This window comes from Streptomyces sp. NPDC041200 (assembly GCF_055591805.1).
The window spans coordinates 317,116-339,687 of the sequence record NZ_JBVIZF010000001.1 but is presented as its reverse complement, the minus strand read 5'-3'; the positions used below and the strand labels follow the sequence as shown (position 1 = coordinate 339,687).

Sequence of the window (22,572 nt, the reverse complement as noted above, 5' to 3'; positions counted from 1 at the left end):
GGCCGACAACGGGGGGGTCAGCACTTTTGGGTCTGCCCGGGCGGTAAAGCAGCGGCGCCCCCCTTCGGCACGGACACCGAGGGGCCGCGCCGCTGTCCGATCAACCCGGTCAACCCGGTCAGCCGGGTCAGCTAGTCAGCCCGGTCAGCCCTTTTCCGCCTTCAGCGCGGCCGCCATCTTCGCGAGCTGCCCGTACGACGCCGTGCCGGTGACGACCGTGGTCACACCCGGTTCGCGGCGCACCAGGGCGTCGTACTTGTCGCCCTCGTAGCGGACCCACTCATGGCCGCCGATCTCCTGCTTGGCCTTCGTCTCCCGCGCCTGCTGGGTGACGTCCTCGATGAAGGGGACCGGCTTGCCGTCGCTCTGCTCGATCGCGATGTACTCCTCGTCCTGGTCGAGGAAGCCCAGATGCCAGGCCGCGCCCTTGTCCGCGGTGGCCCCCGGCTGGTACGTCACCGAGGTCGCGCGCCACCCCTTGGGCAGGCTGCTCTTCTCGGGGGCGGCGACCGGGTACGGCGCCGCGCGCCGGGCGGTGTCCACCTCCACCCGGTAGTCGACCGTCTGGACGCCCTTGCCCGGGTCACTGTCGTCGTGCGGAATGCCGAAGACGTAGATGGCCGCCGCGACGACACCAATCACCGTCAGCGACAGGACCATGTCCCGCACCGTCTCTTTGCCACGCATACCTGCCACGCCCCCTATCGTCCCTCATCGCCTCTCGGCACCCGGCAACAGGGCCGCATCAGGGTGGCGCTCATGCGTGGGGTCCTCTGCTCACTTTCGCAATGAACGGATAAGGTCATGAGCACCCTCACTTTCGCGGTTCGTCGCCGTACAGAAAGGTGCGCTCCGATGACCGAGCATCATCTGCCGTCCCAGCTCGAGGTCAGTCCCGCGGCTCCCGACCGCAACCTCGCCCTTGAGCTGGTCAGGGTCACCGAGGCGGGCGCCATGGCCTCCGGCCGCTGGGTGGGCCGCGGCGACAAGAACGGCGCGGACGGCGCCGCCGTGAAGGCCATGCGCTCCCTCGTCCACACCGTGTCGATGAACGGCGTCGTGGTCATCGGCGAGGGCGAGAAGGACGAAGCGCCGATGCTCTTCAACGGAGAGCGCGTCGGCGACGGGACCGGCCCGGAGTGCGATGTGGCCGTGGACCCGGTGGACGGCACCACGCTGACCGCCAAGGGCATGGCCAACGCCGTCTCCGTGCTCGCCGTCGCCGAGCGGGGCACCATGTTCGACCCGTCGGCCGTCTTCTACATGGACAAGCTGGTCACCGGCCCGGAGGCCGCCGAGTTCGTCGACATCACGGCGCCGCCCGGGGTGAACATCCGGCGGATCGCCAAGGCGAAGAAGTCCAGCCCCGAGGACGTCACCGTGGTGGTGCTGGACCGGCCCCGCCACGAGGGCCTGGTCAAGGAGATCCGGGAGGCGGGCGCCCGGATCAAGTTCATCTCCGACGGCGACGTGGCCGGTGCGATCATGGCGGTGCGCGAGGGCACCGGCGCCGACCTGCTGCTGGGCGTCGGCGGTACGCCGGAGGGCATCATCGCGGCCTGCGCGATCAAGTGCCTCGGCGGCACCATCCAGACCAAGCTGTGGCCCAAGGACGACGAGGAACGGCAGCGCGCCATCGACGCGGGCCACGACCTCGACCAGGTCCTCCAGACCGACGACCTGGTCAGCGGCGACAACGTGTTCTTCGTCGCCACCGGCATCACCGACGGCGACCTGCTGCGCGGGGTGCGGTACCGCGCGGACACGGCCAGCACGCAGTCGCTGGTCATGCGGTCGAAGTCCGGGACGATCCGGCAGATCGACTCCACCCACAAGCTGTCCAAGCTGCGCGCCTACGCCTCGGTCGACTTCGAGCGCCCGCGCTAGAACGCGCCGAACGCGTCATACACCGGACACGACACGGGCCGGGCTCCGCCGTATGGCGGGGCCCGGCCCGTGTCCCGGAGGATTCACCCGGCGGCGGCGACGCGCACGGCGCGCTGCAGCTCCGCCTCGCGGCGCCGGCGGCGGGCCAGCACCACCCGGCGCTCGGCCGCGGTCAGCCCGCCCCACACCCCGTACGGCTCGGGCTGGAGCAGCGCGTGCTCCCGGCACTCGACCATGACCGGGCAGCGCGCGCAGACGCGCTTGGCGGCCTCTTCCCGCGACAGCCTGGCAGCCGTGGGCTCCTTGGACGGAGCGAAGAACAGCCCTGCCTCATCCCGGCGGCACACCGCCTCCGAGTGCCAGGGGCCGGCCTGTTCCCGAGCGGGGATGCGCTGCGGGGGCACGGCGGCGTCCAGCAGGGGCTGATGCGGTTGCAGCACGGTCTACTCCTGACGACGGCTCCGGTGTTCACCCTTGCCCGTCTCCCGCCGCACGGCCCCCTGTGCACCCCCATCAGCCGTACGAGAGACGATGCACCAAGCCTTACCCGCTGTGCGCACGCTTATGCACACGGTTGTCCCGCCCGGAAATTCCGTATGCACAGCAGCTGTTCAGCCCTTATGACCTCAGGTTCTTCACACGTTTCCCACGCTTCGGCTTGGCGTCGATCCCGCCGAAGAGCGCGAATCCGCTGACCCGGATCACCGGCGCGTCGGGGTCCGGAGCCTCGCGTTCCGCGATGTCCACGCCACCGAACACGCCGGAGCCCGAACCGTGCAGCGAGACGTTCTCCGGGACCTTGATCTCGACACCGCCGAACACGGCCCAGGCCTGGATGACGATCTCCCGCTGCTCGAAGACCGCCTCCGTGAGGTCGATCTCGACGCCGCCGAAGACCGCGAAGGCGTGGGTACGGCGGCGGGGCCGCCAGCGGCCCTTGCGCACGGCGCCGCCGAACACCGCGATCAGGTTCTCGGGGCCGGAGTCGGCGTCGGACGCCGCGCCGGAGGGCAGGCCCGCGGCGGCCCGGGCCGGACCCGTGGGCACGTCCCGCACCAGGGGCTCCAGCTCGCCGAGGGTCTTGGCGCGGTAGACGGCGTCGATCCGCTCGGCGTGCTCGTCGGGTTCGAGCCGTCCCTCGGCGAGGGCCTCCCGCAGGATGTCCGCGATCCGGTCGCGATCCGCGTCGGACGCACGGATCTCCGCCTCCGCGACGGGCGCGGGGGCGACAGAAGGGGACGATTTGGTCAAGGACACCGACTGCTGCTCATCCACCCGGCCAGCCTACCCAGTCGCGATAGATCGCGACTAGTGGTGTGCGGCAGCACGATGTACGGCGGGCTCCAGTGAGCCTTACCTCACAAGCCCAGCTCCCCCACCCCGTTCTACGCTTATGCACGCGCTGTCGACGAAGTCAGCCGTAGTTCCCCGTCGAGTAAGGAATGGCCGCGATGCCAGAGTTTGCCTATTCGGACCTGCTGCCCCTGGGAGAAGACCGGACGACGTACCGTCTGGTGACCTCCGAGGGCGTGAGCACCTTCGAGGCCGACGGGCGCACCTTCCTCAAGGTCGACCCGGAGGCGCTGCGCGAGCTCGCGGCCGAGGCGATGCACGACATCTCGCACTACCTGCGCCCGGACCACCTCGCGCAGCTGCGCCGCATCCTCGACGACCCCGAGGCCAGCGCGAACGACCGCTTCGTGGCACTGGACCTGCTGAAGAACGCCAACATCGCGGCGGCCGGGGTGCTGCCGATGTGCCAGGACACCGGCACCGCCATCGTCATGGGCAAGCGCGGCCAGAACGTGCTCACGGAAGGCGGCGACGAGGAGGCCCTGTCGCGCGGCGTCTACGACGCGTACACCAAGCTCAACCTGCGCTACTCCCAGATGGCCCCGCTGACCATGTGGGACGAGAAGAACACCGGCTCCAACCTGCCCGCGCAGATCGAGCTGTACGCGACCGACGGGGGCGCCTACAAGTTCCTGTTCATGGCCAAGGGCGGCGGCTCGGCGAACAAGTCCTTCCTCTACCAGGAGACGAAGGCGGTGCTGAACGAGGCATCGATGATGAAGTTCCTGGAGGAGAAGATCCGTTCGCTGGGCACCTCCGCCTGCCCGCCGTACCACCTGGCGATCGTGGTCGGCGGCACCAGCGCCGAGTACGCGCTGAAGACCGCGAAGTACGCCTCCGCGCACTACCTGGACGAGCTGCCCGCTTCAGGCTCCCCGACCGGTCACGGCTTCCGCGACACGGAGCTGGAGGAGAAGGTCTTCGAGCTGACGCAGAAGATCGGGATCGGCGCGCAGTTCGGCGGCAAGTACTTCTGCCACGACGTACGGGTCGTCCGGCTGCCGCGGCACGGCGCGTCCTGCCCGGTCGCGATCGCCGTCTCCTGCTCGGCCGACCGCCAGGCGCTCGCGAAGATCACGCCGGAGGGCGTCTTCCTGGAGCAGCTGGAGACCGACCCGGCGCGCTTCCTCCCGGACACCACCGAGGAGGAGCTGACCAAGGGCGCGGGCCCGGACCTGGACGCGGTCGCCATCGACCTCAACCGGCCCATGGACGAGGTGCTGGCCGAGCTGACCAAGCACCCGGTCAAGACCCGGCTCTCGCTGACCGGCACGCTGGTCGTCGCCCGTGACATCGCGCACGCGAAGATCAAGGAGCGGCTGGACGCGGGCGAGGAGATGCCGGAGTACCTGAAGGACCACCCGGTCTACTACGCGGGCCCGGCCAAGACCCCCGAGGGGTACGCCTCCGGTTCGTTCGGCCCGACCACGGCGGGCCGGATGGACGCGTACGTCGAGCAGTTCCAGGCGGCCGGTGGCTCGAAGGTCATGCTGGCCAAGGGCAACCGCTCCCAGCAGGTCACGGACGCGTGTGCCGCGCACGGCGGCTTCTACCTGGGCTCGATCGGCGGCCCGGCGGCGCGGTTGGCGCAGGACTGCATCAAGAAGGTCGAGGTCCTGGAGTACGAGGAGCTGGGCATGGAGGCGGTCTGGAGGATCGAGGTCGAGGACTTCCCGGCGTTCATCGTGGTCGACGACAAGGGGAACGACTTCTTCACCGACCCGGGTCCGGCCCAGCCGTTCGTCAGCAGCATCCCGGTGCGCCCCGGCGCCTGACCGGCAGGCAAGCCGACGGCCCCGGCCGCCCCGTCACAACGGGCGGCCGGGGCCGTCGGCTGTCAGCCATCTGACGCTCAGCCGTCGGACGCTCAGCCGGAGAGGGTCGCCTCGAAGGCGCCCGGGCGCTGGGGGACGCCGCTGCACGAGGTGCTCGGGGCGGTGGCGGCGGGCTGTTCGGGGGCGGGGGTGGGAGCCGCGGCGCCCGTGCCCTCGGAGGCGCACGGACGGTCTCGTTCCGCCGACCACATCGACAGCCGCCCGATGCCCTTCCGGGCCGCGAAGCGGGCGAGTCCGGCCGCGTCCTCCAGGGTGAAGACCTCGCCGGTCACATCGTTGACCCCGATCATCGGCGTCACGCCGAGGGTCTTCCACGCGGCGGCGTCGGACAGCCCGAGCACCCGGCGGACCTTCTCCTGGGCGGCGGTGGCCGCCTGGATGGCGTAGCGGCCCATGTCGCCCGTGTGGTCGCCGCTGTAGTTCATGGCCATGACGTTGACCGACGAGACGGTGACGCCCTCCCGCCGCGCCGCCGTCAGCTGGGCGAGGGCGCCGGGGGTCAGCCCGTCCGGCATGGCGGGCAGCGTGAAGGAGACGTTCAGCCCCACGTGGGTGCGCTGGACCAGGGCGATGGCCTGGGCCCGGCGGGCGGTGGCGGCGGCGTCGGCGAGGGCTTCGCCCTCGATGTCGAAGTCGGCCCGGATGATGCCGTAACGCTCGATCACCTCGGTGTAGGCGGCGGCCAGTTGCGAGGGGTCCTCACAGGCCGTCGCCAGCTCCGTGCCGTCGGCGCCGCCGAAGGAGATCCGTACGTCGCCACCGGCCCGCCGGGTGGCCTCGATACGGGCCGTCAGCGCCGGGTCGTCGAACGGGATGCCGCTGTCCCACGCCGGGGTGCAGGCGTCACCCGACACGACGAAGCCCAGCGTGAATTCCTTGACGCCGCGCGCCGCCGCGGCGGGCATGTCGTAGCGCGAGCTGGCCCAGGCGCTGACGTACGGCACGAAGTCGGCGGGCGGCGGTGCCGGGCGGGGGGCGGGGTGCGAGGCCGCGTGGTCCGGCTCGGACGACCGCTCGCTGCCCGCCCAGACGGCGATGGTGGCGCAGAGCACGGCTCCGGCCATGGCGATTCCGCTCATGCGGGGGCTGGCCTTCAATCGCACGCGCTCTTCCTTCCGCTCCGGGGTGAGGGGATGTGAGGGCCGGGGGCTGGCCCCCGGCCCGGCCTCTCCGCCAACCTCGCACATAAGACCAAAGTGATGAACTATGACACACCGTGCATTTGACACATAGGTTGTATGTCGTATTTTCTGCACTAGCCTCTGACGCATGGATCCTCAGTCAGATGTGGCCGAGCGTGCGCCCTCGCGTCCCGTCCGCTCCGACGTGGCCGGGAAGGGGCCCGTGTTCGTGGACCTCTCCGGGCGCCGCGGCCGGCTGGTACGGCACGCGGGCGCGCTCGCGGGGGCCGTCTGCTTCGGCTATTCGGCGGTCCTCGGCATGGGGTTCGCGGGCGGTACGGCCATCGCCCCCGAGACGCTGATCCCGGGACACCCCGTCACCACCGAGGCGTTCGGCCGGGAGCCGAAGGGCGCCCCCGAGGGGCACGCCGGCAGACACGACACCGCGCATGAGCACCCGTCGGGAGACCACCGGTACGGCCAGGACGGCCCGGACCATCCCCTTCCGCAGCCCCCCGCGAACGTACGCCCCGCGAGCGCCCGGAAGCCCACCGCGCTCGCCCGGCCCGCTCCGCCCCAGTCGCACCGCGCGTCCGGGGCGCGCGGCGAGCGGCCCGGGCGCGGCGAGCACGCCGCGCGTCCCGGCCGCCGCCCGGGCGCGCACCACGCCCCGCGGCACCAGCGGCCCGCGGCCCACCAGCCCGGCCGTACGCCGCATCACGCGCGGCCCCACGAGCCCGCCGCGTCGCCCGCGCGCCCGCGGCCCCACAAGCCGCCCCGCAAGCCGGTCGGCCAGGCGCCCGATCCGGTGAAGCAGCCCCCGGCCGCGAGGCCCGGCAAGCCCGGCGCGCCCGCGAAGCCCGCCGAGCCGGGCCCCGACCGCCCCCAGAACCCCGGCAACGGCAACGGCAACGGCCAGACCAAGCCCCCGGCCAACGAGCCCGAGACCCCGGTGTGGGGCCCGAGCACGCCCGGCGGCATCAACTGGCAGGCGCTTCCGCAGTTCCGCAGCAGGCTGTCATGAGCGGCAGACCGCTGAAGCTGCCCCGGCCGCGCGGCCGCGGACTCCCGGCCGCCGGAAAGACCGGAAAGACCGGAAAGGCCAGAAGGAGCTGGAAGACCGGAAAGGCCGGCACAAGGCCCCGCTTCCGGGGGCGCCTCAAGATGCGCACCCGCACCCGGATGGCCTTCGCGCTGGCCACGCTGCTCGCCCTGGTCTGCGCCCTGCTGCTGGACGGCTATCTGTACGCCGAGATCGGCAACGACGCCCGGGTGCACGCGTCACGTTCGTACCGCAGCGTCCCCGAGCGGCTGCGCAACGGCGGGCCGGTCATCACCTTCGACCGGAAGGGGAAGGCGACCGAGCATTCCATCCCCGCCAAGACCATCGCGCTGACCTTCGACGACGGCCCGGACCCGCGCTGGACCCCGGAGATCCTCGCCGTGCTGCGCGAGCACCGCGTTCCGGGGACGTTCTTCGTGCTGGGTCAGATGGTGGTCCGCCACCCGGGGCTGGTGCGCCGGATGGTGGCCGCCGGACATGAGATCGGCGTCCACACCTTCTCCCACGTCGACCTGTCCTACCAGGACAAGCACCGGATGAACCGCGAACTGGCCCAGTCGCAGCTGGCGCTGGCGGGCGCGGCGGGCGTCACCAGCTCGCTGTTCCGGGCCCCGTACGCCTCGGAGGTCTCCGCGCTGGACGACCGCACCTGGCCGGTCCAGCAGCATGTGGGCGCCAAGGGCTACGTCAGCGCGTTCGTGGACACCGACAGCGAGGACTGGCGGCGGCCCCCGGTCAAGGAGATCGTCCAGAACGCCACCCCGCGCGGCACGAAGGGCGCGTCCGTGCTCTTCCACGACGCGGGCGGCAACCGCGCGCGGACCGTGAAGGCGCTGGAGCGCTACATCGACCAGATGGCGGCGCGCGGCTACTCCTTCACCACCATCACCGGCGCGCTCCACGCCAAGAGCGCCAACCACCCGGCCCCGGCCCTGCGGGTGTGGGAGGGCCGGACGCTGATCTGGGCCGCGCTGGCCACCCAGCACGCGCTGCCGGTGCTCATCGGGATGCTGGGGGTCGTCGGCTTCGCGGTGTTCGGGCGGCTGCTGCTGATGCTGGGGCTGGCCTGGTGGCACCGCCGCACCCGGGACCGGCGCCGCTACACCCTGGTGCAGGAGGTGACCGATCCGGTGAGCGTCATCGTGCCCGCGTACAACGAGAAGGAGTGCATCGCCCACACCCTGAACTCGCTGGCCGCCTCCACCCATCCGATCGAGATCCTGGTGGTGGACGACGGTTCGACCGACGGTACGGCGGACATCGTGGAGGCGATGGGGCTGCCGAACGTACGCGTGCTGCGCCAGCCCAACGCGGGCAAGCCCGCCGCGCTCAACAACGGCATCGCGAACGCCCGCCACGAGCTGATCGTGATGATGGACGGCGACACGGTCTTCGAGCCCACCACGATCCGTGAGCTGGTCCGCCCCTTCGCCGACCCCCGGGTCGGCGCGGTCGCGGGCAACGCCAAGGTCGGCAACCGGCGCAGGCTGATCGGCGCCTGGCAGCACATCGAGTACGTGATGGGCTTCAACCTCGACCGGCGGATGTACGACCTGCTGCGCTGCATGCCGACCATCCCCGGCGCGATCGGCGCCTTCCGCCGCCGCGCGCTGCTGGACGCCGGGGGCATGAGCGCCGACACCCTGGCCGAGGACACCGACATCACCATCGCGCTGCACCGGGCGGGCTGGTGGGTGGTGTACCAGGAGCACGCCCGCGCCTGGACGGAGGCGCCAAGCACGCTGGGCCAGTTGTGGAAGCAGCGCTACCGCTGGAGCTACGGCACCATGCAGGCGCTGTGGAAGCACCGCCGCTCGCTGATCGACCGGGGGCCTTCCGGGCGGTTCGGCCGGGTGGGGATGCCGCTGGTGGTGCTCTTCCAGATCGTCACGCCGCTGTTCGCGCCGCTGATCGACCTGTTCACGCTGTACGGGGTGATCTTCGTGGACCCGGTGCGCTCCCTCGCGGCGTGGTGCGCGCTGCTGCTCGTACAGCTGCTGGGGGCGGCGTACGCCTTCCGGCTGGACCGGGAGCGGTACCGGGCGCTGGCCGTCCTGCCGCTCCAGCAGATCGTCTACCGCCAGCTGATGTACCTGGTGTTGCTGCATTCGTGCGTGACGGCGGCCACCGGCGCCCTGCTGCCCTGGCAGAAGCTCAAGCGCACCGGTGAGGTGGAGGCCCCGCGCGCCGCCGAGACCGTACGGTGACCCACCTCACCGGTGCGCTCCCGGCGGTGCGGGAAGACGGCACAGCGGCACGACGCTGTGCTGGACGGAGGTGTCACGATGACCGAAGAGGATTACCGGACCGAGCACGACTCCATGGGTGAGGTACGGGTGCCCGCCCACGCCAAATGGCGCGCCCAGACCCAGCGCGCGGTGGAGAACTTCCCCATCAGCGGGCAGCGCCTGGAGCGGGCGCACATCGAGGCGCTGGCCCGGATCAAGGCCGCGGCGGCGCTGGTCAACGCCGAGCTGGGCGTGGTGGAGAAGGACATGGCGGCGGCGATCGCCGAGGCGGCCGCGGAGGTCGCCGAGGGCCGCTGGGACGACCACTTCCCGGTGGACGTGTTCCAGACCGGCTCCGGCACCTCGTCCAACATGAACACCAACGAGGTGCTGGCCACGCTCGCGACCGAGCGGCTGGGCCGCCCGGTGCACCCCAACGACCATGTGAACGCGAGCCAGTCGTCCAACGACGTCTTCCCGTCCTCCATCCACGTCGCCGCCACCGCGGCCGTGACCGCCGACCTCATCCCGGCGCTGGAGCACCTCGCGGAGGCGCTGGAGCGCAAGGAGGCCGCGTTCGCCGAGGTGGTCAAGGCGGGGCGCACCCACCTGATGGACGCCACCCCGGTGACGCTGGGCCAGGAGTTCGGCGGCTACGCGGCGCAGGTGCGGTACGGGGCGGAGCGGCTGCGCGCCTCGCTCCCCCGGCTGGCGGAACTGCCGCTGGGCGGCACCGCCGTGGGCACCGGCATCAACACCCCGCCCGGCTTCCCGGCCGCCGTCATCGCCGAGCTGGCGCGGGCCACCGGGCTGCCGCTGACCGAGGCCCGGAACCACTTCGAGGCGCAGGGCGCGCGGGACGGGCTGGTGGAGACGTCGGGGCAGCTGCGGACCATCGCGGTCGGCCTCACCAAGATCGCCAACGATCTGCGCTGGATGGCGTCCGGTCCGCGCACCGGTCTCGCCGAGATCGCGCTGCCCGATCTGCAGCCCGGTTCGTCGATCATGCCGGGGAAGGTCAACCCGGTGATCCCCGAGGCGGTCCTGATGGTCGCGGCCCAGGTCACCGGCAATGACACGACCGTCGCCACGGCCGGGGCCGCCGGGAACTTCGAGCTGAACGTGATGCTCCCGGTGATCGCCAAGAATCTGCTGGAGTCGATCCGGCTGCTGACCAGCGCCTCCCGGCTGCTGGCGGACCGCACCGTCGACGGGATCACCGCCAACGCGGAGCGCGCCCGGGAGTACGCGGAGTCCTCGCCGTCCGTCGTCACCCCGCTGAACCGCTACCTCGGGTACGAGGAGGCCGCGAAGGTCGCCAAGACGTCGCTGGCCGAGCGGAAGACCATCCGCGAGGTGGTCCTGGAGTCGGGCTACGTGGAGCGCGGGCTGCTGACCCGGGAGCAGTTGGACGAGGCGCTGGACGTGCTGCGCATGACGCATCCGTAAGCCCCTGTTGTACTGTGCGTGCGGCATAGGTCACGGCACGGCGGCCCGGTCGCACCTAAGATCTGCTCATGACAGCGGACATCGTGGAGACGACGGGCATGGCGGGCGGCGCCCGATGGGCGCCAGGGGACCACATCCTCTGGCGTTATCGCGCCAACGCCTCCGACGCCATCCACATCTGCCGTCCGGTGACCGTCGTCCGGGACACCCCGGAGGTGCTGGCCGTGTGGCTCGCGCCCGGCACGGCGTGCGTCAAGCCGCAGCTCGCCGACGGTACGCAGGTGCACCGCGAGCCACTGTCCACGCGCTACACCAAGCCGCGCGTCACCGCGCTGTCCCAGTGGTTCGGCACGGGGGTGCTCAAGCTCGCCCGGCCCGGTGAGCCCTGGTCGGTGTGGCTGTTCTGGGACTTCGGCTGGCAGTTCAAGAACTGGTACGTGAACCTGGAGGAGCCGCTGGCCCGCTGGAGCGGCGGGGTGGACTCCGAGGACCACTTCCTGGACATCGCGGTCTACCCGGACCGCAGCTGGGAATGGAAGGACGAGGACGAGTTCGCGCAGGCGCAGCGGGCCGGTCTGATGCCCGGTGAGCAGGCCGAGCGGGTACGGGCGGCGGGCCGGGCCGCCGTGCGGCTCATCGAATCCTGGGGCGCTCCGTTCCGGGAGGGGTGGGAGGAGTGGCGTCCGGACCCGTCGTGGACGGTCCCCGTCCTCCCGGCGGACTGGGACCGTATCGACAGGGGGCGTACGTCCGCGCACTCAAGGTCCTGAACCTCTTGCTGTGTCCCGGTGTTTCAAACGTAGGATCGTCGTCCGGAACACTGCACATGCGGGAAACAGGACAGAGGCGCAACTCACGGACGATGCGCGCGAACTGACGCAATGTCACAGGAGGGGCGGGAGTCGTGAGCGGTGAGGACGACTACGGCGATGGCTATGCGGGCTACGAGGACTTCGACCGCCTGGCCCTCGACCGCAGCGGTCAGGCAGAGGCGTTCGACGCGATAGGCGAGCGTTACGACGACGCCTTCCCGCACAAGGAAGGCCAGATCGCGGCCGGTCAGTGGCTGGCCGAAACGTTGCCGCCCGGCTCCCGCGTGCTCGACGTCGGCTGCGGTACGGGGCTGCCCACGGCCCATCAGCTGACCGCCGCCGGACACCGGGTGACCGGCATCGACATCTCCCCCGGGATGCTGAAGCTGGCCCGGGACAACGTGCCGGGCGCCGACTTCCAGCAAGTGGACATCGTCGACCTGAGGGTGGGCGGCCGCTACGGCCCCGGGGGCTCCCGGGAGCTGGGCCCGTTCGACGGCATCGCCGTCTACTTCTCGCTGCTGCTGCTGCCGCGCCCGGAGATCCCCTACGCGCTGCGCGCCCTGCACGCCGTGCTGAGACCCGGGGGGCTGCTGGGACTGGGCATGGTCGAGGCGGACGTCGACGACTTCGCCATCCCGTTCCTCGGCAACTCGGTCCGGGTATCCGGTTATCTGCGGGACGAACTCCGACAGGTCGTCCGCGACGCGGGCTTCGAGATCGCCGGGGAGGACTCGCACACGTACGCCCCGGCCAGCACGGACGTACCACCCGAGATCCAGCTCTATCTGAACTGCCGACGACGTGCCTGACACTCGGTGCGCCCCCGACGAGACGGGGGCGCACGGCCCCGGACGGATGGAAACCCACGCGTGACGGAGCACCCCACCTCCCACAACAGGCGACAGGCTGCCAGCCCTGCCGCCGCCTCGGGCACGCCCGAGGACGCGCACGGCGCGGTCCCGGACCCGCGGACCGCCGTGCGGCAGACGGGCGCCCCCGGCCAGGAGCCGGGCGGCGGCCGGCCGCGTCCCGCCTTCCCCGCGGACGGCCCGGCGGCCGCACCGGGCTCCGGCGACGCCCCGGCCCAGGAGCCGGACGGCGCCGCGGCCGAGGGGGACGCCCGGCCACGGCGCCGCGGCCGAGGGGCCGCGAAGCCGGCGCCACGCGGCGGCGGAGCGGCGAAGCGCGCCGGTGGAGGGACGCAGCGCCGGACCACGGCGGAGAGCGAGCAGCCGGAGCACGGCACACCGGAGGGCGAACCTGTGTGGGACGCGGACCGCAACGCCGCCAGAGGCGCGGCAAGCCGACCCGGGGCCCGGGACGACGCCCCCAGCAGCGCGGCGGGCGAACACCCGGCCCCGGCGCGGCCGGGCGCGGCCGTGAACGAGGCCGCGTCGGCCGGTGAGGTGGCGTACAGCACCCCCGAGGGCGGGATGCCCGCCGTGCCGCCCTCGAACGCGCCCGGCGCCGACGGCACCGCCGCCCTGCGGGACCGCAGCGGTGACCGGCTGAGGTTCGTCGGGGCGGCGACGCGGCGCATCGCGCGCGGCATCGACCTCGACGAGATCGTGCTCGGCCTGTGCCGGGCCACCGTGCCCACCTTCGCCGACGCGATCCTGGTCTACCTGCGCGATCCGCTGCCGGTCGGCGACGAGCGGCCGGTGGGCCCGGTGGTGCTGCGGCTGCGCCGTACCGACCGGATCCCGATGGACGCGGACACCGAGAGCGGACGGCTGCCGCTGATGTCCTCGCAGTCCGACCTGGCGCCCGCCGTGGGCGGCGGACCCGCGGCCGAGCTGTGCGAGGTGGAGGCGGGCGGTCCGCTGGCCGAGGTGCTGCGCGGGGTGCGGCCGGTGTTCGGCGACTCGCAGGCCGCCCGCGCCGCGCTGCCCGAACTCCTCGGCGAGGGACCATCGGTGGCCACCGGTCAGCGCACCGTTCTGGCCCCGCTGCGCGGCCGCCGCCGGGTCATCGGCGCGGCCGTCTTCGTACGCCGCCCGGACCGGCCGCCGTTCGAACCGGACGATCTGCTGGTCGCCGCCCAGCTGGCCACTCACACCGCGCTCGGCGTCGACAAGGCGGTGCTGTACGGGCGCGAGGTCTACATCGCGGACGAGCTGCAGCGCACCATGCTGCCCGACTCGCTGCCCCAGCCCACCGGCGTCCGGCTGGCCAGCCGCTATCTGCCCGCCGCCGAGACCGCGCGGGTCGGCGGCGACTGGTACGACGCGATCCCGCTGCCCGGCAACCGGGTCGCCCTGGTGGTCGGCGACGTCATGGGCCACTCCATGACCTCGGCCGCGATCATGGGCCAGCTGCGCACCACCGCGCAGACCCTGGCCGGTCTTGACCTGCCGCCGCAGGAGGTGCTGCACCACCTCGACGAGCAGGCCCAGCGGCTCGGCACCGACCGCATGGCCACCTGTCTGTACGCGGTCTACGACCCGGTCGCGCACCGCATCGTGATCGCCAACGCGGGCCATCCGCCGCCGCTGCTGCTGCACCGCGGCGGCCGCGCCGAGGTGCTGCGGGTGCCGCCGGGGGCGCCGATCGGGGTCGGCGGCGTCGACTTCGAGGCGGTCGAGCTGGACGCGCCCGCCGGGGCCACCCTGATGCTCTACACGGACGGCCTGGTCGAGTCGCGGATGCGCGACGTATGGACCGGCATCGAGCAGCTGCGCGAGCGGCTGACCGCCACCGCCCGGCTCACCGGCCCCAACCCGCCGCCGCTGGAGCCGCTGTGCGACGAGGTGCTCGACATGCTCGGGCCCGGCGACCGCGACGACGACGTGGCGCTGCTCGCGGCCCGCTTCGAGGGCATCGCGCCCAGCGATGTCGCGTACTGGTTCCTCGACCCGAAGGCCCAGACCGCCGGACAGGCCCGCCGCCTGGCCCGCCGGGCGCTGGCCCGCTGGGACCTGGAGGATCTGACGGACGCGGTGGAGCTGCTGGTCAGCGAGGTCGTCACCAACGCCGTGCGGTACGCGGAGCGGCCCATCACCCTGCGGCTGCTCCGCACCGACGTGCTGCGCTGCGAGGTCGGCGACGACGTCCCGCAGCTGCCCCGGCTGCGCCAGGCGCGGCCCTCCGACGAGGGCGGACGCGGGCTGTACCTGGTCAACCGGATGGCGCGCCGGTGGGGCGCGACCCGGCTGTCCACGGGCAAGGTCGTCTGGTTCGAACTGGCCATGCCGTAAAGGCGAAGCGCGTACGAGAACGGCCGCCCGGCACGGAAAGTGCCGGGCGGCCGTTTTTTGGTCAGCAGCGTCAGCCGCCGCCCTGGCCTTCGTCGCCGTCGCCGTCCTCATTGCCCGGCGGGGTGACCGGCGCGCTGAGCGTTGGTGAGGTCGGGGGCGCGGTCGGAAGCGTCGGCTGCGTCGCGGGCGTGGTCGGCGTCGTGGCGGCGTCGGTCGGGGTCGAGCTCTTGGTCGGGGTCGGGCTCTGGCTCTTCGTAGGCGTCGGCGACGTGGTCGGGGACTCCTCGGCCTCCGTCGTCGGCGGGGGCGCCTGCGGCTGATTGTCCAGCTCGGTGTCCAGGTCGAACTTCGTGGTCGACGAGCCGTTCAGGGTGCTGCCCATGTACGCGCCCCAGATCTTGGCCGGGAAGTCACCGCCGTTGACCCGGCCGCCTCCGGCCGTGCCCTTGAGCGAGACCTGCGTGCCCTTGCCCTCCCGCTCACCGAACATGCCGACCGAGGTGACCAGGTCGGGGGTGTAACCGGTGAACCAGGCGGACTTGTTGTCGTCCGAGGTACCGGTCTTGCCCGCCATCTCCTGGCCCTTGGTGCGCACGGCCTGGCCGGTGCCGTCGTCGACCACGCCGGTCAGCACCTGGGTGACGGAGTCGGCCGCGCCACGGCTGATCGCCTGGCCGTTGGTCGGGTCCGGAAGCTCGGCCTGCGTGTCGCCCTTCTCGGCCGACTTCACGAACGCCGGAGTGATCTTCTTGCCGTGGTTGTCGAGGGTCGCGTAGACCCCGGCCATCTCCTTGGGGCTGGCGCCCATCACGCCCAGCGACATCGCGGGGCGCACGTCGAAGCCGTTCTTCACGTTGCCGACCATGCCGAGGTCCATGGCGGTGTTCTTGACCTTGTCCAGGCCCACGTCCACCGCCATCTGCGCGAAGACGGAGTTGACGGACTTGTTCATCGCCTTCTGGACGTTGATCTCGCCGTAGGACTTGTCGTCCTCGTTCGGCGGGGCGAACGCGGTGTCACTGCCCTTGACCGGCCGTTTGCTGGTGCCGTCGTAGAGGGTGCTGGCCGTGATCGGCGTGCCGCTCTGGGTCGTCGCGCCGTTCTCGTAGGCCGAGGCGAGGATGAGCGGCTTGAAGGTGGAGGCGGGCTGGTAGTCCGCGCGGGTGGCGTTGTTGGTGTAGTGCTCCGTGTAGCCCGCGCCGCCGTACATCGCCACGATGCCACCGGTCTTGGGGTCCACCGAGACCGCGCCGACCTGGGCGTCCTTGTCGACCTGGCGCTCCTTGGGGTTCAGCTTGTCGGTCAGTTCGGTCCGAACCGCCTTCTCCAGCGCCTTCTGCTTCTTCTTGTCGATGTTGAGGGTGACCGTCCAGCCGCCGGCCTGGAACTCCTTCTCGTCCACCCCCTCCTTGTACAGCTCCTTCTTGGCCTCCTCGATCACATAGCCGGTCTGGCCGTCGAGCCCGGCGATGGGGCGGGGCGCGATGGGCTTCTGGAACTTCAGCCCGTCACGCTCGCTCTTGGACAGCCAGTCCTTCTCGACCATGTTGTTGAGGATGTAGTTCCAGCGGGCCACGACCAGCTTCTTGCCGTTGGGGCCCGCCGTTGAGTAGTCGTACTGGCTGGGCGCCTGGAGCAGCGCCGCGAGATAGGCGCCCTGCGCGACCGTCAGCTTCTCGACGTCCTTGTTGTAGTACGCGCGGGCGGCGGCCTGGATGCCGTAGGCGCCGCGGCCGTAGTAGCTGGTGTTGATGTAGCCCTGGAGGATGTAGTCCTTGGACTTGTCCTGGTCCACCTTGAGGGAGATCACCAGCTCGTTCAGCTTGCGGCTGACCGTCTGCTCCTGGCTCAGGTAGTAGTTCTTGACGAACTGCTGGGTGATGGTCGAGCCACCCTGCTTGCCCCGGCCGAGGGCGGTGTTGATCAGACCGCGCGCGGTGCCGGAGAAGGACACACCGGAGTCGGTGTAGAAGTCCTTGTTCTCGGCGGCGACGAAGGTGTGCTGCACCTTCTTGGGGATCTTGGACAGCGGCACCGACTCACGGTTGACCGCGCCCTCCTTCGCCATGATCGAGCCGTCGCGGTACTTGTAGATGTTGGCTTCCGCCCTTGCCTCGGCATTGGCGGGGGGAATGTCCACCATGAAGTACAGGATGGCGAACGCCCCGACCCCCAGGGCCCCCAGCCCGACGAAGTAGCCCAACACCATCTTCCAGGTGAAGAACCGGCGTATGCCCCCCTGCTTCGCCGTCTTCTTGGCTCTGCGTGCGCCCTTCTGCCGCGCCCGCCGCTCGTCCGCTCTACCCATCTCTCCCGCCGCTCCAGTCCATAGCCCCCCGGCCCCAGCCCAGCTCATGAAGCTAGCACCGCAACTACCGGCAAATACTCATCGATCAAGCTTTTTCCGTACGTGACAAAGAGCACGTCTCTCATGGGAACTGACGGCCCAGTGCCGCCGGGGGTTGCACAGGAACGTAAATGTGTTATCACTTTGCTAGACATTCTCGAAGAGGAACGGGGACCCCATGACCGACACCACCGCCACCCACGCCGACATACCGGCCATCCCCGAGCCACAGGTACGGGAGCGGCCCGCCAAGAACATCAGCGGCGGTCTCGCCCTGCTGCTGGGCCTGGTCGGGCTGGTCGCCGGGGTGGGGCTGATCTTCGCCGGGGCGGCCGTCGCCGCCGACCACAAGGGCGCCGGGTCCACCGCGCTGATCGTCGCCGGGATCGTGGTGATCCTCACCGCGCTCATCACCATGGGCGGGCTGAACATGGTCGCGCCGGGCGAGGCCCGGGTCGTCCAGCTCTTCGGCCGCTACCGCGGCACCATCCGCACCGACGGGCTGCGCTGGGTGAACCCGCTGACCAGCCGGGAGAAGATCTCCACCCGGGTGCGCAACCACGAGACCGCGGTGCTCAAGGTCAACGACGCGTACGGCAACCCGATCGAGCTGGCCGCCGTCGTGGTCTGGAAGGTCGAGGACACCGCGCAGGCGATGTTCGAGGTGGACGACTTCCTGGAGTTCGTCGCCACCCAGACCGAGGCGGCCGTGCGCCACATCGCCATCGAGTACCCGTACGACGCCCATGACGAGGACGGCCTGTCGCTGCGCGGCAACGCCGAGGAGATCACCGAGAAGCTCGCGGTCGAGCTGCACGCCCGGGTCGACGCGGCCGGGGTCCGCATCATCGAGTCGCGCTTCACCCATCTCGCGTACGCCCCGGAGATCGCCTCCGCGATGCTCCAGCGGCAGCAGGCGGGCGCGGTGGTCGCCGCCCGGCGGCAGATCGTGGACGGCGCGGTCGGCATGGTCGAGGCGGCCCTCGCCCGGATCGCCGAGGAGCACATCGTCGAACTGGACGAGGAGCGCAAGGCCGCGATGGTCAGCAATCTGATGGTGGTGCTGTGCGGAGACCGCTCCCCGCAGCCCGTCCTCAACACGGGCACGCTCTACCAGTGACGGACCGGGACGAAGAGGACGCGGCCGCGGAGGGCACGGCCGGCCGGCAGCCGCGGCGGCAGCGCAAGCAGACGCTGCTGCGGCTCGACCCGGCGGTCTACGACGCCCTCGCCCGGTGGGCGGGCGAGGAGCTGCGCAGTGCCAACGCGCAGATCGAATTCCTGCTCCGCAAGGCGCTGTCGGACGCGGGGCGGCTGCCCGGCACGACCCGCCCGATCCCCCGCCGCGGCCGCCCGCCCCGCGCGGCGGGCGGGGACGGGACCGATGACGGCGCATCCGGAGGCCGAACCGGGTAGTAAGGCTCTGACCAGCACAAACGCCCTCCCGAACTCGGCTATACACACCATGTATACGCATGGTGTAGAGTGCCGCGCATGTCAATCGGCCACACTTTGCTCGGGCTTCTGGAGTCCGGTCCACGGCACGGCTACGACCTCAAGCGCGCCTTCGACGAGAGATTCGGGCACGACCGCCCGCTGCACTACGGACAGGTCTACTCGACCATGTCCCGGCTCCTGAAGAACGGCCTCGTGGAGGTCGACGGCGTCGAGCACGCGGGCGGTCCCGAGCGCAAGCGCTACGCGATCACCGACGCGGGCATCACCGATGTGGAGCAGTGGCTCGCGCAGCCCGAGAAGCCCGAGCCCTACCTTCAGTCGGTCCTGTACACCAAGGTCGTCCTCGCGCTGCTCACCGGGCGCGACGCCGCCGATCTGCTCGACGTCCAGCGCGCGGAACACCTGCGGCTGATGCGCGAGCTGACCCAGCGCAAGCGTGGCGGCGACCTCAGCGACCAACTCATCTGCGACCACGCCCTCTTCCATCTCGAGGCCGATCTGCGCTGGCTTGAGCTCACCGCGGCCCGCCTCAGCCCCCTCGCCAAGGCGGTGCGTTCATGACTCCGGCAGGATCCCTGCTGATTGCCGACGGCCTCCACAAGTCGTACGGCCCCACCCCCGCGCTGGACGGCGCGGACTTCTCCATCCACCCCGGCGAGGTCGTCGCCGTCATGGGCCCCTCCGGCTCCGGCAAGTCGACCCTGCTGCACTGCCTGGCCGGGATCGTCCGGCCGGACTCCGGCTCGGTGCACTACAGCGGGCGCGAGCTGTCCGCGATGTCGGACGCCGAGCGCAGCAGCCTGCGCCGCGGCGAGTTCGGCTTCGTGTTCCAGTTCGGCCAGCTCGTGCCCGAGCTGACCTGCGTGGAGAACGTCGCGCTGCCGCTGCGACTGAGCGGGGTCAAGCGCAAGGAGGCCGAGGCCCGGGCGCTGTCCTGGATGGAGCGGCTGGAGGTCGCCGTCGTGGCGGACAAGCGGCCCGGCGAGGTCTCCGGCGGTCAGGGGCAGCGCGTCGCGGTCGCCCGCTCGCTGGTCACCGGGCCGCGGGTGCTGTTCGCCGACGAGCCGACCGGCGCGCTGGACTCACTCAACGGCGAGCGGGTCATGGAGCTGCTGACCGAGGCGGCCCGGGAGACCCGTACGGCCGTCGTCCTGGTCACCCACGAGGCACGGGTCGCCGCGTACTCCGACCGCGAGGTCGTCGTGCGCGACGGCAAGGCGCGCGACATGGCGGGCGCCCGATGAGCGGCCCGGACGACGGCCGCACCGGCGCGGACGACGGTCACTCCGGCCGGGCGACGCTGACGGCCGTACCGCCCTCGCCCCCGGCACCGGCCCCCGAAGCGCCCCCGCGGCGCCCCGGCATCGCCCGCTGGGCCGCGGACCTCGCCATGGGCGGGCGGTTCGCGGTCTCCGGCGGACGGGAGAGCTGGGCCAGGACGATCATGACGGCGGTCGGGGTGGGCCTCGGCGTCACGCTGCTGCTGTTCGCCGCCTCCGTCCCCACCATGGACGCCGCGCGCACCGAGCGGTCCAACGCCATCGCCGCCTTCGGCTTCGGGGAGGAGCCGAAGCCGGGTCCCGGCACGGTCCACGTCGCCCAGGCGGACACCGACTTCCGCGACCTGGACATCTCGGGCATGGTGATGGCGCCCGACGGCGACCGTCCGCCCCACCCCCCGGGCGTCAGCGGCGTTCCGGGCGCCGGGGAGATGTACGTCTCCCCCGCGCTGAAGAAGCTGCTCGCCTCCGACGAGGGCAAGCTGCTCCGGGACCGCTTCCCGTACCGCGTCGCCGGGGTGATCGGCGACAGCGGGGTGACCGGCCCCGGCGAGCTGCGCTACTACGCGGGGATCACCCCGAAGCAGTTCGACAGCGTCCCCTCCAGCTACCACCTCGACAACTGGGGTGCCACGGACACCAGCGGGGACGGGCTGGACCCCGCGCTGGTGCTGCTGGTCGTCATCGGCTGTGTGGTGCTGCTGCTGCCGGTGCTCATCTTCATCGCCACCGCCGCCCGCTTCGGCGGCGAGCGCCGGGACCGGAGGCTGGCCGCGCTGCGGCTGGTCGGCGCCGACATCCACATGACCCGGCGGATCGCCGCGGGTGAGTCGCTCTTCGGCTCGGTCCTCGGGCTCGCGGTCGGCGCCGCGCTCTTCCTGCTGCTGCGGGAGGCCGTCGGCGGCTCCTCGATGATGAACCTCAGCTTCTACACCTCCGACATCACGCCCGCTCTCCCGCTCGCCCTGGCGATCGCGGTGGCCGTGCCCGCCTCGGCCGTCGCCGTCACGCTCATCGCCCTGCGCGCCATCGCCATCGAACCGCTGGGCGTCGTACGGAACGCCACCCCCAGGCGGCGGCGGCTGTGGTGGCGGCTGCTGCTCCCGCTCCTCGGCGTCGGGATGCTGGCCCCGCTCGCGGGCGGCTTCGGGGCGAGCAGTACGACCGGCGATCGCCAGGCCTTCCAGGCCGCGGCCGGTGCCGTGCTGCTCCTCATCGGCACTACCGCGCTGCTGCCGTGGCTGGTGGAGTCCGTCGTGGAGCGCTTCGGCAAGGGCCCGGTGCCCTGGCAGCTCGCCACCCGGCGGCTCCAGCTCAGCAGCGGCACCGCGGCGCGCGCGGTCAGCGGCATCACGGTGGCGGTCGCCGGGGCCATCGCGCTCCAGATGCTCTTCGCGAGCGTGGAGGCCAACAGCACCGAGGAGACGAACCAGGACCCGAACCGCGCCCAGCTGATGATGAACATGAAGGTGGACGACGGCGCCCAGGCCCGCGACGCCTTCGACCGGCTCGGCGCGGCCAAGGGCGTGCGCAGCGTGCTCGGGGTCACCCAGGACTTCATCTCCGACGCGCGCAGCAAGGCGAAGGACCCGGCCGACATCCCGACCGACTCCCTCACCGTCGCCGACTGCCCCGCGCTGCGCGAGCTGGCCCACCTGGGGAGCTGCCGGGACGGCGATGTCTTCGTCATCAGCCCGCCGCCGGCCGACGCGGAGGCCGAAGGGGCAGTGAACTACGCGGTCCCCGAGCGCCCCTTCGCGAAACCCGGCGCGCAGGTCAACCTGAGCTTCGACGACGACGGCATGCCCACGGCCGACAAGCCGAAGCTGTGGACGATCCCCGGCTCGGCCACGGCGGCGAAGCCCAGGAAGGACCCGACGGGCGTCTACCGCTCCGGCGTCTTCGCCACCCCCGGCGCCTTCGACGTCACGGAGCTGGACGACCCGCAGGCGGTGGCGATGATGCGGATGGACTCCAAGGTGCCGGACGCCGACGAGTACGTGCGCAACGCCAGCGTGGCGATCGACCCGGCGATGGACGTGATAACTCTCACCAGCTCGTCGCAGTCGGGCGAGTTCCAGACGATCCGCAACGTCCTGTACATCGGCGCCGCCGCGACGCTGCTGCTCATCGGGGCCAGCATGATCGTGACCACTCTGGAGCAACTGCGGGACCGCAAGCGGCTGCTGTCCGTCCTGGTCGCGTTCGGCACCCGGCGCTCCACGCTGAGCTGGTCCATCCTGTGGCAGACCGCGGTCCCGGTGGTGCTGGGTCTCGCGCTGTCGGTCGCTGGCGGGCTGGCCCTGGGCACGCTGCTGCTGAAGATGGTCGGCGAGGAGCTGGCCGTGGACTGGACCGGACTCGCCGTGATGACCGGCATCGGCGCGGGCGTCATCGCCCTGGTGACGCTGGCCAGCCTGCCTCCGCTGTGGCGCATGATGCGCCCGGAGGGGCTGCGGACCGAGTAGCCCCGGCTACGACAGACGAGAACGCGCCGTCGCGGCGGGGAGGGAACCCCCGCCGCGACGGCGCGTTCGGC

The 22,572-nt window shown here is 71.6% G+C and carries 18 protein-coding genes; 13 read left to right on the top strand and 5 right to left on the bottom strand.

Going from position 1 to position 22,572, the window contains the following annotated elements:
* Positions 1–144: 144 nt before the first annotated feature.
* Entirely contained in the window at positions 145–687 is a 543-nt protein-coding gene (locus ACZ6CL_RS01660; RefSeq protein WP_468931225.1) for a DUF4245 domain-containing protein, read from the bottom strand.
* A gap of 168 nt (positions 688–855) precedes the next feature.
* Between ACZ6CL_RS01660 and glpX the strand changes: the two genes are divergently transcribed.
* On the top strand, positions 856–1,887 hold the full coding sequence (gene glpX, locus ACZ6CL_RS01655) for a class II fructose-bisphosphatase (protein WP_468929796.1): 1,032 nt from the start codon (positions 856–858) through the stop codon (positions 1,885–1,887).
* Positions 1,888–1,970: 83 nt separating this feature from the next.
* On the opposite strand, the gene ACZ6CL_RS01650 is transcribed toward glpX, so the two are convergent.
* Both ACZ6CL_RS01650 and ACZ6CL_RS01645 read right to left on the bottom strand, forming a co-directional pair.
* The gene (locus ACZ6CL_RS01650; protein ID WP_055548186.1) at positions 1,971–2,327 is read right to left on the bottom strand and encodes a WhiB family transcriptional regulator; all 357 of its coding nucleotides are present in this window, start codon (positions 2,325–2,327) and stop codon (positions 1,971–1,973) included.
* 178 nt (positions 2,328–2,505) lie between these two features.
* Complete coding sequence (locus tag ACZ6CL_RS01645) at positions 2,506–3,162, bottom strand: DUF1707 SHOCT-like domain-containing protein (protein WP_468929793.1); 657 nt, start codon at positions 3,160–3,162, stop codon at positions 2,506–2,508.
* Between the two features lie 176 nt (positions 3,163–3,338).
* On the opposite strand from ACZ6CL_RS01645, the gene ACZ6CL_RS01640 reads away from it, so the two are divergent.
* Positions 3,339–5,015 (top strand): fumarate hydratase, encoded by a 1,677-nt coding sequence (locus tag ACZ6CL_RS01640; protein WP_468929790.1) that lies wholly within the window; start codon positions 3,339–3,341, stop codon positions 5,013–5,015.
* Between the two features lie 92 nt (positions 5,016–5,107).
* Here the strand turns inward: ACZ6CL_RS01640 and ACZ6CL_RS01635 are convergent, their stop codons facing one another.
* Positions 5,108–6,178, bottom strand: a complete 1,071-nt coding sequence (locus ACZ6CL_RS01635) for a chitinase (protein ID WP_468929788.1) — start codon at positions 6,176–6,178, stop codon at positions 5,108–5,110.
* Positions 6,179–6,344: 166 nt separating this feature from the next.
* On the opposite strand from ACZ6CL_RS01635, the gene ACZ6CL_RS01630 reads away from it, so the two are divergent.
* The 6 genes from ACZ6CL_RS01630 to ACZ6CL_RS01605 all read left to right on the top strand — a co-directional run bounded on the left by ACZ6CL_RS01630 (position 6,345) and on the right by ACZ6CL_RS01605 (position 14,948).
* Entirely contained in the window at positions 6,345–7,220 is an 876-nt protein-coding gene (locus tag ACZ6CL_RS01630; protein WP_468929785.1) for a hypothetical protein, read from the top strand.
* A gap of 140 nt (positions 7,221–7,360) precedes the next feature.
* Complete coding sequence (locus tag ACZ6CL_RS01625; RefSeq protein WP_468931223.1) at positions 7,361–9,466, top strand: bifunctional polysaccharide deacetylase/glycosyltransferase family 2 protein; 2,106 nt, start codon at positions 7,361–7,363, stop codon at positions 9,464–9,466.
* 78 nt (positions 9,467–9,544) lie between these two features.
* Positions 9,545–10,936, top strand: coding sequence for a class II fumarate hydratase (locus tag ACZ6CL_RS01620; protein WP_468929782.1), 1,392 nt, complete (start codon positions 9,545–9,547; stop codon positions 10,934–10,936).
* Between the two features lie 68 nt (positions 10,937–11,004).
* Complete coding sequence (gene fomD, locus ACZ6CL_RS01615; protein WP_468929780.1) at positions 11,005–11,706, top strand: cytidylyl-2-hydroxypropylphosphonate hydrolase; 702 nt, start codon at positions 11,005–11,007, stop codon at positions 11,704–11,706.
* A 134-nt stretch (positions 11,707–11,840) separates the two neighbouring features.
* Positions 11,841–12,560: a class I SAM-dependent methyltransferase gene (locus ACZ6CL_RS01610; RefSeq protein WP_468929778.1), complete on the top strand. Its 720-nt coding sequence runs from the start codon at positions 11,841–11,843 to the stop codon at positions 12,558–12,560.
* 60 nt (positions 12,561–12,620) lie between these two features.
* Positions 12,621–14,948, top strand: a complete 2,328-nt coding sequence (locus ACZ6CL_RS01605) for a SpoIIE family protein phosphatase (protein ID WP_468929775.1) — start codon at positions 12,621–12,623, stop codon at positions 14,946–14,948.
* Positions 14,949–15,018: 70 nt separating this feature from the next.
* Here ACZ6CL_RS01605 and ACZ6CL_RS01600 read toward each other — a convergent pair whose 3' ends face one another.
* Positions 15,019–17,256 (bottom strand): transglycosylase domain-containing protein, encoded by a 2,238-nt coding sequence (locus ACZ6CL_RS01600; RefSeq protein WP_468929773.1) that lies wholly within the window; start codon positions 17,254–17,256, stop codon positions 15,019–15,021.
* A gap of 217 nt (positions 17,257–17,473) precedes the next feature.
* Here ACZ6CL_RS01600 and ACZ6CL_RS01595 point away from each other — a divergent pair, with 217 nt between their 5' ends.
* From ACZ6CL_RS01595 to ACZ6CL_RS01575, 5 genes are all read left to right on the top strand, one after another.
* A complete protein-coding gene (locus ACZ6CL_RS01595; protein ID WP_468929771.1) occupies positions 17,474–18,415 on the top strand; it encodes an SPFH domain-containing protein in 942 nt (313 codons plus the stop codon).
* Entirely contained in the window at positions 18,412–18,711 is a 300-nt protein-coding gene (locus ACZ6CL_RS01590; protein WP_468929769.1) for a type II toxin-antitoxin system antitoxin, read from the top strand. Before ACZ6CL_RS01595 ends, ACZ6CL_RS01590 begins: the two co-directional genes overlap by 4 nt.
* Positions 18,712–18,789: 78 nt before the next feature.
* A complete protein-coding gene (locus ACZ6CL_RS01585; RefSeq protein ID WP_468929766.1) occupies positions 18,790–19,314 on the top strand; it encodes a PadR family transcriptional regulator in 525 nt (174 codons plus the stop codon).
* Positions 19,311–19,997, top strand: coding sequence for an ABC transporter ATP-binding protein (locus ACZ6CL_RS01580; RefSeq protein WP_468929764.1), 687 nt, complete (start codon positions 19,311–19,313; stop codon positions 19,995–19,997). Before ACZ6CL_RS01585 ends, ACZ6CL_RS01580 begins: the two co-directional genes overlap by 4 nt.
* Entirely contained in the window at positions 19,994–22,501 is a 2,508-nt protein-coding gene (locus ACZ6CL_RS01575; protein ID WP_468929762.1) for an FtsX-like permease family protein, read from the top strand. Before ACZ6CL_RS01580 ends, ACZ6CL_RS01575 begins: the two co-directional genes overlap by 4 nt.
* The last annotated feature ends 71 nt before the right edge of the window (positions 22,502–22,572 follow it).

Coding starts and splice junctions, on each gene's coding strand:
- ACZ6CL_RS01660 (WP_468931225.1), bottom strand. CDS start 687: ATGCGTGGCAAAGAGACGGTGCGGGACATGGTCCTGTCGCTGACGGTG.
- glpX (WP_468929796.1), top strand. CDS start 856: ATGACCGAGCATCATCTGCCGTCCCAGCTCGAGGTCAGTCCCGCGGCT.
- ACZ6CL_RS01640 (WP_468929790.1), top strand. CDS start 3,339: ATGCCAGAGTTTGCCTATTCGGACCTGCTGCCCCTGGGAGAAGACCGG.
- ACZ6CL_RS01630 (WP_468929785.1), top strand. CDS start 6,345: ATGGATCCTCAGTCAGATGTGGCCGAGCGTGCGCCCTCGCGTCCCGTC.
- ACZ6CL_RS01625 (WP_468931223.1), top strand. CDS start 7,361: ATGCGCACCCGCACCCGGATGGCCTTCGCGCTGGCCACGCTGCTCGCC.
- ACZ6CL_RS01620 (WP_468929782.1), top strand. CDS start 9,545: ATGACCGAAGAGGATTACCGGACCGAGCACGACTCCATGGGTGAGGTA.
- fomD (WP_468929780.1), top strand. CDS start 11,005: ATGACAGCGGACATCGTGGAGACGACGGGCATGGCGGGCGGCGCCCGA.
- ACZ6CL_RS01600 (WP_468929773.1), bottom strand. CDS start 17,256: ATGGGTAGAGCGGACGAGCGGCGGGCGCGGCAGAAGGGCGCACGCAGA.
- ACZ6CL_RS01595 (WP_468929771.1), top strand. CDS start 17,474: ATGACCGACACCACCGCCACCCACGCCGACATACCGGCCATCCCCGAG.
- ACZ6CL_RS01585 (WP_468929766.1), top strand. CDS start 18,790: ATGTCAATCGGCCACACTTTGCTCGGGCTTCTGGAGTCCGGTCCACGG.
- ACZ6CL_RS01580 (WP_468929764.1), top strand. CDS start 19,311: ATGACTCCGGCAGGATCCCTGCTGATTGCCGACGGCCTCCACAAGTCG.
- ACZ6CL_RS01575 (WP_468929762.1), top strand. CDS start 19,994: ATGAGCGGCCCGGACGACGGCCGCACCGGCGCGGACGACGGTCACTCC.